Below are 10,920 nucleotides of genomic sequence, written 5' to 3' on the forward strand. Positions count from 1 at the left end.
CACCGCCGATGCGGCCCGGCGACCCCGGGCCCCGCACCGCACACCGCACACCACGCGGCACGACGACAAGGGCCCCCGCACCCCTGGGGGCCCGCCCTGCGGGGCGTCAGTACTTCGGTCCTATATGCGCGTCCATCGCGGCGACAGAAGCGCGCTTGGCGACGGAGATGTTGTACGGCCTCCCATGGCGCGTGCAGTGCTTCCACTCGACGCCGAGACGGTCGAGGGTTCCGGTGTACAGCTGGCGGATGTCGTCCGAGACATTGGTGAACCAGTAGCGCGGGTACTCGTACCTCTTCCGTTCGCCGCGCACGACGCGCGTGGTCCAGTTCATGTTCCGGCAGCCGTCGGAGTGGACCAGGCCCCGGACGAAAGCCCACGGGTGTTCGTCGACCACGTGCTGCTGCCAGGGTTCCAGCGCGATCCGGCGTGCGTGCTTCTTGCCGGGGCCGTGCTGCGGAAACAGACACGCGAGGTGCTTCGAGTACACCTTGATGTTGTGACAGCCGGTCCTGCGGACCCGGCACGTGGCATTGTCCGGGAACACAGCCCGCATCGCCGCTTCGGCCTCGTCCTGAATGCCCGGCCAGGAATCGTCGAGCGTGATCATCAGGCTCGGGGATCTGTGCGTCGAGTACTGACTGATGTGGCCGTCGCCGAGGTAGAGCCCGAGCAGGTACGCGTAGGCCGCGTGGTCCAGGGGGCGACCGTCGCAGCGGGGACATTTCGCCCCTCGCCGGCCGGGGCATTCGCCGCGACTGGCACGGTCCATGTGGCGCCAGTATCCCAGCGTGCCGCTGGGCACGTTCAGCTGACGGGCCACCTCGGCATTCGTCACCCTCTCTCTGAGGAGTGCGAGAGCCTTCTGCCTTACCTCGATACCGTGCATGTTCACACCGCCACTCTGCGTGATAGGGAGTCGCGGTGCGCAGCAAAAGCGGACGTTCACGAGAAGGTGAACATCCGCTTGGTGATCAGTGTGCCGGGTGCGGGATTCGAACCCGCAAGCCCTTTCAGGCAGAGGTGTTTGAGACCTCCGTGTATACCATTCCACCAACCCGGCCCGGTGCTGCACGGAAGTGTACCGGGTCACCGCACGTCGCCGCCCCTAGGTAGGCTCAAGGGGCAGCATCTGCCCCGGAACGAGGAGCCCCGTGACCACCCCCGAGTCGCCCCAGCCCGCCGCCGACGACGACAACAAGTCGCACGTCCCGCCGCTGACGACCCGCGTCGTCATCGCCGAGGACGAAGCCCTCATCCGCCTCGACCTCAAAGAGATGCTCGAGGAAGAGGGCTACGCGGTCGTGGGCGAGGCCGGTGACGGGCAGCAGGCCATCGAGCTCGCCCGCGAGCACCGGCCCGACCTCGTGATCCTCGACGTGAAGATGCCCGTGCTGGACGGGATCTCGGCCGCCGAGAAGATCACCGAGGAGTCCATCGCCCCCGTGCTCATGCTGACGGCGTTCTCGCAGCGGGATCTCGTGGAGCGGGCGCGGGACGCCGGTGCCATGGCGTACCTCGTGAAGCCCTTCAGCAAGAGTGACGTGGTGCCGGCCATCGAGATGGCTGTCTCGCGGTTCACGGAGCTGAAGGCGCTGGAGAACGAGGTCGCGGACCTGACGCAGCGGCTGGAGACGCGCAAGCTGGTGGACCGGGCGAAGTCGGTGCTCCAGACGCAGTACGGGCTGTCGGAGCCGGCCGCGTTCCGCTGGATCCAGAAGACGTCGATGGACCGCCGTCTGTCCATGCAGCAGGTGGCGGAGGCGGTCATCGAGGACGCCGAGGAGAAGAAGGCGGCGAAGGGCGAGTAGTACGCCCGCGTACGCGACGGAAGAGGCCGCCCCCGCATCGCGCGGGGGCGGCCTCTTTCTTGCGTACGGTGCGGTCAGTCCTCGCCGAGGTACGTCTTGCGGACGGACTCGTCGTGGAGCAGCTCCCGGCCGGGACCGGAGAGCTTGATCGTGCCGACTTCCATGACGTGCGCCTCGTCCGCCAGTGAGAGCGCGGCCTGGGCGTTCTGCTCGACGAGCAGGATGGTCGTGCCCTGGGCCTTGAGCTCGACGATGGTCTCCATGATCTTCTGCATCATGATCGGGGAGAGGCCCATCGACGGCTCGTCGAGCATCAGGAGCTTGGGCTGGGACATGAGCGCGCGTCCCATGGCCAGCATCTGCTGCTCACCGCCCGAGAGGGTGCCCGCGGCCTGCTTCCGGCGTTCTCCCAGGATGGGGAAGAGGTCGTAGGCGCGCTGGATGTCCTTCTCGATGCCCGCCTTGTCCGTCCGCAGGAACGCTCCGAGCTGGAGGTTCTCGGCGATGGTAAGGCGGGGGAAGATGTGCCGGCCTTCGGGGGAGTGGGCCAGCCCGAGGGACACGATCTTGTGCGCGGGTACTCCGTGCAGCGGCTTGCCGTCGAACAGGATCTGGCCGCTGGAGGGCTTGAGCAGTCCGGACAGCGTCCGCAGGGTGGTGGTCTTGCCCGCACCGTTGGTACCGATGAGGGTGACGACCTGGCCGGCTTCGACGCTGAAGGAGATGCCCTTGACGGCTTCGATCTTGCCGTAGGCGACCCTGAGGTCCTCGACCTCGAGGAGAGCGGTCACTGGGTTTCCCCTTCCGGGCTGGTCTTGCTGGTCTTGCTGGTGGTGCCCTCGGCCGGGGTGGCTTCGGTGGCCGCGGCCGGCTCGGTGGCCTCGGCTTCCTCGGTCGCCTCAGCTTCCTCAGCGGCCTCGGTCGGCTCGGCGGTTTCAGCAGCCTCGGCGGTCGCGGCGGCTTCGGCGGCGTTCTCCTCAGCGGCGGCAGCCTCAGTGGCGGCCTCGGCGGCCTCAGTGGCCTCGGCGGCCTCAGTGGCCTCCGCCGCTCCGGTCGCCTCCGTCACCTCGGCCGACGTGGCCTTGCTCGCCCCGGCCGCTTCCGCGACCGCTTCGGCGGCTTCGACCGCGGCGACCTCGTCCGCGCCGGGTGCGCCCTCGAAGGGCGTACCGAGGTAGGCGGCGACGACGCGCTCGTCGCCCTGGACGACGGCGGGTGTGCCCTCGACGAGCTTCTCGCCCTGGACCAGGCAGGCGACCCGGTCGCAGAGGTTGAAGATGAAGCGCATGTCGTGCTCGATGACGAGTACGGCGATGCCCTGGTCCCGGATCGCGAAGATGAGCTCTTCGGTGACGCGGGTCTCCTGGGGGTTCATGCCCGCGGTGGGCTCGTCCAGGAGCAGGAGGCCGGGGTCGCTGGCGAGGGCGCGGGCGATTTCGAGCTTGCGCTGCTCGCCGTACGGGAGGTTGCGCGCGAGGTGGTCGGCCTTGTGCTCCAGGCCGATGAACTCGAGCAGCTCCATCGCCCGCTTGTGCGACGCGGCTTCGGCCTTCTTGAAGCCGGGGCCGCGCAGGAGGGCCGACCAGAGGCCCTCCTTGGTGCGGGTGTGGCGTCCGACGAGGACGTTCTCCAGAACGGTCATGTTGGCGAAGAGCCGGATGTTCTGGAAGGTACGGGCGATGCCTGCCTGCGTGACCAGGTGCGGCTTGGGCGGCAGGACGGTGCCCTTGTACGAGACCTTGCCCTCGGTCGGCACGTAGAGACCGGTGAGGCAGTTGAAGAAGGTGGTCTTGCCGGCGCCGTTGGGGCCGATGAGACCGACGATCTCGCCCGCGTTCACGGTGAGGTCGACCGAGCGTACGGCGGTGAGGCCACCGAAGCGCATGGTGACGCCGCTGGCGTCCAGGACCGTGGTGGTCTCGGCGGTTGCGGTGGTGTTCTCGGTGGTGGTCGTCATGTTGTTCACGCCCCCGCCTTCGTGATGCCGACGCCGGTGTCGGGCAGGCCCTTTTCCGGGACGTCGAGTTGGTCGGTCTCGTGGTACTCGAGCTGGGCGCGCCGGTTGGCGATGAGGCCCTCGGGGCGGAAGCGCATGAGGAGGATCAGCGCGATGCCGAAGCCGAGCAGCTGGTAGTCCTGGAGGAACTGCAGCTTGGCGGGGATCATGTAGAGGAGCGTGGCGCCGATGAGCGGTCCGCTGATCGTTCCCATGCCGCCGAGGATGACGGCGGCGAGGAGGAAGGCGGAGTTCGGCGGTACGGGGCCGGCGAAGACGTACATCTCCGGGACCACGGTGCTCTGGACGTGCGCCTGGACGGTGCCGGCCAGGCCGGCGAGGGTGGCGCCCAGGGCGAAGGCGATGAGCTTGACCCGGAAGCCGTTGATGCCCATGGCGGTGGCGGCGGTCTCGTCCTCGCGGATGGCGACCCAGGCGCGGCCGATGCGGGAGCTGCCGGCGCGGCTGAAGACGAGGATCACGAGGATCATCGCGAGCAGCATCAGCAGGTAGTAGTTGGCGTACGACCCGAGTTCGAAGCCGGCGATGGTGTGGGACTCGCCGAAGTCGTATCCGAAGAAGTTCAGGTCGGGGACGTTCGGTACGCCGTTGGGGCCGTTGGTGACCTGCGGCCCGGACACGCCGTCGAGGTTGCCGACGGTGATGCGGAAGATCTCGCCGAAGCCGAGGGTCACGATGGCGAGGTAGTCGCCGCGCAGCCGCAGGGTCGGGGCGCCGATGACGACGCCGAAGACCAGGGAGACGGCGCCGCCGGTGAGGACGGATGCCCAGAAGGGGAACTGGACGTCGAAGGCGGATGCGGTGGTGCCTGAGACGAGGGCGGCCGTGTAGGCGCCGACGCCGAGGAAGGCGACGTATCCGAGGTCGAGGAGTCCGGCCAGGCCGACGACGATGTTCAGTCCGAGTGCGACGGTCGCGAAGATGAGGATGTTGACCGCGATCAGCGTGAACTGGTCGGTGTTCTGGGTGAAGGGGAAGGCCGCTGCGGCGACGAAGGCGGCTGCCACGGCGATCGAGCGGTACTTGGCCGTGAGCGCCGACAGGCGTGCCATGAGGCCGGCCTTGAAGAGCGCGGCGATGGCGAAGCCGGCGGTGATCATGTAGCCGGTGAACAGTTCGGCGTACTCGGTGTCGATGCCGTAGGTGACGACGAACAGGCCGATCGCGAACGCGGCGACGATGATCAGGATTTCGGCCCAGGAGGGCAGTTCCTTGGGGCGCCGGGCCTTGCGGGTGTCGTCGGGCAGCTGGAACGCCGCGGCGACGGGGATGGCGGAGGCCACGGCCGCTACGAAGCCGCCGGGTTCGAGGTTGACCACGCCGCCGAGTTCGACGGCGATGGCGACGACGGTGAACCAGGTGGTGCCGAACGCGCCGAGCGCGAAGAGGCGCAGGGCTTTGGTCGTGCCGGTGGGCGCGAGCCAGCGCAGGCCCTTGAAGTCCTGTGCGGCAAGGGCGTACAGGGTGGTGAGGAGGCCCGCGACGAGGGTGAGGACCTGGAGACCGCCGGGGTATCCGTAGACCGTGAGGTCGCCGGGGAACTCGTCGGTGTAGGTCCAGGACATGAAGGTGCTGGCGACGGTGGCGAGGCCGCCCGCGGCGATGATCCAGCGGAAGAGGTCGGCGCGGGCGCCGGTGTCGGCGGTCGCCGTCTTGACTGTCGTGGTGTCGGTTGTCATGGCTCTCACGCCCGATCCGCGACGCGCTCGCCGAGCAGGCCCTGTGGCCTGACGAGAAGCACGACGATGAGAAGTACGAATGCCCAGACGTTGGCCCAAGCGCCACCGCCGAGCTGCTGCATCCCGGGTATCTCTTCGATGTAGGCGATCGACAGGGCTTCCGCGAGACCGAGGACGACTCCGCCGACCATGGCTCCGTAGATGTTGCCGATGCCGCCCAGGACGGCGGCGGTGAAGGCCTTGAGTCCGAGGATGAAGCCCATTTCGAAGTTGATCTGGCCCTTGTCGAGGCCGTACGCGACGGCTCCGACGGCGGCGAACGCGGCACCGATGGCGAAGGCCATGACGATGATGCGGTCGGTGTTGATGCCCATCAGCTTCGCCGTGTCGGGGTCCTGTGCGGTGGCCTGCATGGCGCGGCCGCTGCGGCTCTTGGCCACGAAGAGGCCGAGGGCGAGCATGCACAGGGGGGCGAGGACGAGGACGAAGGCGTCGGCGCGCTGGAGGTAGAGGTTGTCGAAGATCTTGAACGACTCGCCCTGGAACTCCGGGAAGCTGCGCGGCTTCTTCGCATCGGGGTAGAAGCCCCAGATGAGCTGCTGGAGAACGATCGAGAGGCCGATTGCGGTGATGAGCGGAGCGAGCCTGGGGGCGCCGCGCAGGGGGCGGTAGGCGAAGCGTTCCGCTGCGGTCGCTACGCCGACAGAGGCGAGGGCGCCACCGATGATCATGACCGGGATGGCCACGAGGAGCGTTGTCCCGCTGGGGAGCACGAGGTACGCGGTGAGGGCGCCGAAGCCCCCGATCATGAAGATCTCGCCGTGGGCGAAGTTGATGAGCTGGACGATGCCGTACACCATGGTGTACCCGATGGCTATCAAGCCATAAAGGGCGCCGAGTGCAAGGCCGTTGGCCAGCTGTTGCGGCAGTTCGTGCACCGCAGGGCCTCCGATGAGCTTGTCGGATATGACACCGCGCGAGGGCGCTGTTGCGCCCTCGCGCGGTTCGATCAGATGGATCGGGTGAAGCGGGTCAGGCAGGTGGTGCGGGTCGAACGGGGACCGTGGTGGATCAGTCCTTGAAGGTGGCGGACTTGACGTCCTTCCAGACCTTGCCCTCGACCTTGTAGACGGTGAGCTGCTTGTTCGTGGTGTCGCCGTACTGGTCGAAGGCGACCTTGCCGGTCACACCGTCGAAGGAGACCTTCGACATGGCCTCGACGACCTTGGCGCGGGCGTCCTCGGGCAGCTTGCCGTCGTTCTCCGCGACGACGGCCTTGACGGCCTGGACCACGGCCCAGCCGGCGTCGTACGAGTAGCCGCCGTAGGCCGCGTACGGGTCGTCGTACTTCACTGCCTCGTAGTCGGCGATGAACTTCTTCGCCGTCGGGAGCTTCTCGACCGGGTAGCCGATCGAGGTCGCGAAGTCACCGTCGTTCGCCACGCCGGAGGCGCTGATGAACGCGGGGTCGTAGATGCCGTCGCCACCCATGGTGGGGATCTTGGCGCCGGTCTTCTTGATCTGGTCGGAGAGCAGGCCGCCCTCGGGGTACTGGCCACCGAAGTAGACGGAGTCGGCCTTCGACGCCTTGACCTTGTCGGCGGTGCTGGAGAAGTCGGTCTCCTTCACCGTGACGTGGTCGGTGCCGACGACCTTGCCGCCGAGCCGCTTGAATTCGGCGGAGAAGATCGCGGCGAGGCCGGCGCCGTAGGTCTGCTTGTCGTCGACGACGTAGACCTTGCGCTTCTTGGCGTCGTTGTAGAGGTACTGCGCGGCGAACTTGCCCTGGACGACGTCCGTGGCGGCGGTGCGGAAGTACGTCTTGAACGGACGCTTCAGCTCACCCTTGCCCCAGTTGTCACCCTGGCTGAGCGCCGGGTTGGTGTTGGCCGGGGAGACCTGGACGAGGCTGGCCTTCTCGAAGACGCTCTGCATCGACTGGGCGACGCCGGAGTTCAGCGGGCCGACGACACCGATGACGTCCTTGTTGCCTACGAGTTTGGTGGCGTTGGCCTGGCCGGAGGCAGGAACAGCCTGGTCGTCGAGGGCTTCGATCTTGAATTCGATGCCCGGGACCTCGTTGTTCTTGTTCGCGGTCTTGGCCGCGAGGTCCACCGAGTTCTTGATGCCCTGGCCGAGCGCGGACAGCGAACCGGTCAGCGGGACGTCGACACCGATGACGACGGTGGTCTTCTTGCTGCTGTCGTCGCCGCCCTTGGCGTCGTCGCGCGACCCACAGGCGGTGAGCGTCAGCGCTCCGGTCGTGAGCGCTGTGGTGAGTATGAGCAAAGAACGGTGTCGCACGAAAGGTCCTTTCCCTGGCGCGGCCTCCTCTGCTGAGGTGCCGTGACGATCGCCGGGCCGTACTGGTCGATACAGGGGCCGTGCAGCAGACGCGCCCGGCGGCGCGGTGACTGGCCGTGACTCTAGGCGGAGGTGGAGGGGTCGTGGAGGTGTGAAGTCAGGATGTGACGCTCTTGTTATGCCAAGGCCAATGCTGGGTGGGGCAGTGTGGACAGATGGGTTGAAAGTTCACCAACAAGAATGCCCACATAGTGAGAATCCCCAGTTCCGCAGCAGCGCTTGAAGCGATCTTGCCGTCCGCTTCCGAGGGTGGCCGAAACGCTGTCGCCGGGACAGGGGTGGGCGGTGCTGAGCGCGAGGCCCCTGATTTCGACCGCGTCGCTGTTACGGAGTGTTACGCCGAGGAGGCGCGCTCCCTCGTCGAGTGGCGCCTCCACCTCGCTGACCTGCGGTTGATGCCGCGATCGCCCGCAGCGCAACTAGCCTGCTGTGAACGGGAGTTGGTGGTCCCGCGGCTTGAGGAAGGGCGGCTCGGAGGCCCAGGCGCCGGGGAGGGGGAGGCCGGTGCGGCGGCGCGGCTCAGCGGGGCGGGCGCCAGTTCTCCGAGCTGCCGGTCGCGCCGTTCGCCGCCCTGCATTCCTTTTCGGCCAGCTGGTCGGTCAAGCGCAGGCCCGCTGCACGCCCCCGCCGGGCGGCCTCCGCGCGGCCTGCCGCGACGACCTCCTCGTGGATGGCGTACTGCTCGTTCGACAGCCCCTTCTGTTCCCAGTCGAGGCCGGCCCACTTGCTCCCCTTGAGCGCTTCTCCGGCCCAGTAGGACACCAGCTTCGTGCATGTCACGTGGGGCGCTGTCGTGGACGCAGCGGGGCTCGGCGTCGCGGGCCGCCCGGCCGTACGGGAGGCCGAGCAGCCCGCGACGCCGACGGTCATGGCGGCCATGAGGGCGCAGGCGGCGTACCTGCCCCGCGCGTGAGGTCTCGTCCCCATGCGGAAACGCTAGGCCGTCACGATCTGTGACACAACAGGCCGTGCGTGTGCCTTACGGAAGCTTGGTGAAGGGAGCGAGGAAGGCGCGGGCTCCCGGCGTGTCGAGCCGGTAGGTGACGTTGGTCGCGTAGCAGGGGGTGTCGCCGGTGATGGTGGTGGCGACCAGGGTGCGCCTGCCGCCGATCGTCGCGAAGTTCGGGCCGCCCGAATCGCCGTAGCACGCACCGCCGTTGCCCTGGGGGGCGGTCATGGACAGGCGCAGCCAGGCGTCGTTGAGCGCGTTGTACGTGACGGGGGCCTTCATGCGTACGCCGCCGCCGGGGTGGGTGTGGCCGCCGGGTCCGCGTTCTGCTTCCCGTGTGCCGTAACCGGCGACGGTGAAGTCCGTGTCGTTCAGACCCTGCGGGCCGAGGGCGTCGAGGGCGCCGGCCTTCGGGAGCGTGGCGGGGCTGAAGGTCCAGCGGGCCTTGACCTGGGCGGCGGGCAGTTCGACGACGGAGATGTCGTGGTTGTCGGAGGCCGGGCCCGGGTACGCGGGGTGGTTGTGCGCCGTCCCCGGGATCGCCACGGCGCGGGCCACGGCCGCCGGGTCAAAGGGGTGCTCGGCGGCGGCCTTGTCGAGTCCGGCCTGCACGTCCTGGTCGAGGGAGACGTAGAACTTTGCGTTGTCGGGCCAGTCGGTGGTGCAGTGCGCGGCCGTGAGGAAGGTGTCGGCGTCGACCATGGTGCCGGAGCAGACCCAGTCGACGCGGTCCGGGGTGGCGGGGTTCGCGTCGGCGTCCCAAGTGGCGACGAGCGCCCCGACTTCGGTTCGCTCGGGTGCGGGCGTCGCGTTGTACGAGTTGATCGCGGAGGACGGCAGGGCCGCCGCCAGTACGAGCGCGCAGGCCCCGGCGGTGGCCGTGGCGACCGTGGCAGCGCGTGCTGCGGTGATGCGTACTGCGGTCAAGAGAACCCCTTGTGTGTGACGGGACGGGCGGTGTTCTCCTGTGGGGGTGGGCGACAGTGAACCGGTTGACGATCTGCGGAGCAAGTGGCTTCGCCGCGGCGTCACTTGACGGTGCCGATGTCCGAGGGCGAGGCGGCCGGCGGTGCGGTCGCGCCCCGGCGAGAGCGGCTGGGGCGCGGGGCGCCGGGCCGTCCGCGCCGGCGGTCGGAGGGTGTCCGCGCGGTTCGCCCGTGTGGTCACCGGCCCTCGGGCGGGCCGGGCGTGGTCACGGTGCGTGATGGCTCTGGCCGTCCGGCCACGGCGTTGGTTCACGGCCCGCCTCGTGGCGCGGTGACGGATCGGCGCGCGTCGGTGCCGCGTCGGCGACGGGCGTTCTCGCGGACAGCGGGTACGTATATCGAACAGGGAGTGGTGACGGGAAAGCCGCCCGCAAGCGCGATTTCGAGGCGTGGCGGGATGCTCGTAACCGGACATCCGGGGCGTGCCGCGGACGGGCCTTGGGGGGTGACGAATGCGGGATGAAGCGGGCGCTACGACTGCGCCGGCGCGTCGCGGGGGAGGGGCGCCGGAGGAGTTTGGTGGCGATATCGGCGGCGAGTCCGCACGCTCCGTCACCACGGCCCGGCCGGACGCGCGCGGTCCGGCCGGGGCTCACGGTGCGACAGGTCGGGTCAGGCGACGCCGTTGGCGTTGCGCAGCAGGCAGGTGAGGCGGGCTGTGCAGACCCGCTTGTCCTGCTCGTCGGTGATGACGATCTCGTACGTCGCGGTGGAGCGCCCGCGGTGGACGGGGGTGGCCACGCCCGTCACCAGGCCGCTGCGGGCGCCCCGGTGGTGGGTGCAGTTGAGGTCCACGCCGACGGCGATCTTGGAGGCGCCGCCGTGCAGCATCGAGCCGATGGAGCCGAGGGTCTCGGCCAGGACGGCGGAGGCGCCGCCGTGCAGGAGCCCGTACGGCTGGGTGTTGCCCTCCACGGGCATGGTGCCGACGACGCGCTCCGCGGCGGCTTCGACGATCCGCACTCCCATGCGGGTGCCGAGATCCCCTGCGGAGAAGAGTGCGGGCAGGTCGACGCCCAGTTGGGCGTACTCGTCGATGACCTCTTGCGGGAACTTCACACCTGCGGTCTGCTCGCCCATGGGGCCCGGCTCCGATCGTCGTACGGCATCCATC

At 68.7% G+C, this 10,920-nt stretch carries 10 protein-coding genes and 1 tRNA gene; 1 reads left to right on the plus strand and 10 read right to left on the minus strand.

The genetic code is table 11. From position 1 onward, the window contains the following. Nucleotides 1-106: 106 nt before the first annotated feature. Together AS594_RS25745 and AS594_RS25750 are read right to left on the minus strand one after the other, a co-directional pair. The gene (locus AS594_RS25745) at nucleotides 107-895 is read right to left on the minus strand and encodes a hypothetical protein (protein WP_069935410.1); all 789 of its coding nucleotides are present in this window, start codon (nucleotides 893-895) and stop codon (nucleotides 107-109) included. Nucleotides 896-980: 85 nt separating this feature from the next. Continuing rightward, nucleotides 981-1,063, minus strand: a tRNA-Leu gene (locus AS594_RS25750). A gap of 91 nt (nucleotides 1,064-1,154) precedes the next feature. On the opposite strand from AS594_RS25750, the gene AS594_RS25755 reads away from it, so the two are divergent. Next, nucleotides 1,155-1,811 (plus strand): ANTAR domain-containing response regulator, encoded by a 657-nt coding sequence (locus AS594_RS25755; protein WP_069929243.1) that lies wholly within the window; start codon nucleotides 1,155-1,157, stop codon nucleotides 1,809-1,811. A gap of 74 nt (nucleotides 1,812-1,885) precedes the next feature. Here the strand turns inward: AS594_RS25755 and AS594_RS25760 are convergent, their stop codons facing one another. The 8 genes from AS594_RS25760 to AS594_RS25795 form a co-directional block, all read right to left on the minus strand. Further along, a complete protein-coding gene (locus AS594_RS25760; protein WP_069935411.1) occupies nucleotides 1,886-2,602 on the minus strand; it encodes an ABC transporter ATP-binding protein in 717 nt (238 codons plus the stop codon). Beyond that, nucleotides 2,599-3,768 (minus strand): ABC transporter ATP-binding protein, encoded by a 1,170-nt coding sequence (locus AS594_RS25765; protein WP_069935984.1) that lies wholly within the window; start codon nucleotides 3,766-3,768, stop codon nucleotides 2,599-2,601. Before AS594_RS25765 ends, AS594_RS25760 begins: the two co-directional genes overlap by 4 nt. A gap of 5 nt (nucleotides 3,769-3,773) precedes the next feature. Beyond that, nucleotides 3,774-5,507, minus strand: a complete 1,734-nt coding sequence (locus AS594_RS25770; protein ID WP_069929245.1) for a branched-chain amino acid ABC transporter permease — start codon at nucleotides 5,505-5,507, stop codon at nucleotides 3,774-3,776. Nucleotides 5,508-5,512: 5 nt separating this feature from the next. Beyond that, nucleotides 5,513-6,445 carry a branched-chain amino acid ABC transporter permease gene (locus AS594_RS25775; protein WP_069929246.1) on the minus strand — a complete coding sequence of 311 codons (933 nt, stop codon included), beginning with the start codon at nucleotides 6,443-6,445 and terminating at the stop codon, nucleotides 5,513-5,515. Nucleotides 6,446-6,578: 133 nt separating this feature from the next. Then, complete coding sequence (locus AS594_RS25780; protein WP_069929247.1) at nucleotides 6,579-7,811, minus strand: branched-chain amino acid ABC transporter substrate-binding protein; 1,233 nt, start codon at nucleotides 7,809-7,811, stop codon at nucleotides 6,579-6,581. Nucleotides 7,812-8,390: 579 nt separating this feature from the next. Then, a complete protein-coding gene (locus AS594_RS46285) occupies nucleotides 8,391-8,651 on the minus strand; it encodes a hypothetical protein (protein ID WP_240509091.1) in 261 nt (86 codons plus the stop codon). 199 nt (nucleotides 8,652-8,850) lie between these two features. Next, nucleotides 8,851-9,747: a trypsin-like serine protease gene (locus AS594_RS25790; protein ID WP_079148751.1), complete on the minus strand. Its 897-nt coding sequence runs from the start codon at nucleotides 9,745-9,747 to the stop codon at nucleotides 8,851-8,853. Between the two features lie 671 nt (nucleotides 9,748-10,418). Further along, the gene (locus AS594_RS25795; protein ID WP_069929249.1) at nucleotides 10,419-10,886 is read right to left on the minus strand and encodes a PaaI family thioesterase; all 468 of its coding nucleotides are present in this window, start codon (nucleotides 10,884-10,886) and stop codon (nucleotides 10,419-10,421) included. Between the last annotated feature and the right edge of the window lie 34 nt (nucleotides 10,887-10,920).

Origin of the sequence: Streptomyces agglomeratus (assembly GCF_001746415.1) — a bacterium.
GTDB classification, from domain to species: domain Bacteria; phylum Actinomycetota; class Actinomycetes; order Streptomycetales; family Streptomycetaceae; genus Streptomyces; species Streptomyces agglomeratus.

Coding starts and splice junctions, on each gene's coding strand:
- AS594_RS25765 (WP_069935984.1), bottom strand. CDS start 3,768: ATGACGACCACCACCGAGAACACCACCGCAACCGCCGAGACCACCACG.
- AS594_RS25770 (WP_069929245.1), bottom strand. CDS start 5,507: ATGACAACCGACACCACGACAGTCAAGACGGCGACCGCCGACACCGGC.
- AS594_RS25795 (WP_069929249.1), bottom strand. CDS start 10,886: ATGGGCGAGCAGACCGCAGGTGTGAAGTTCCCGCAAGAGGTCATCGAC.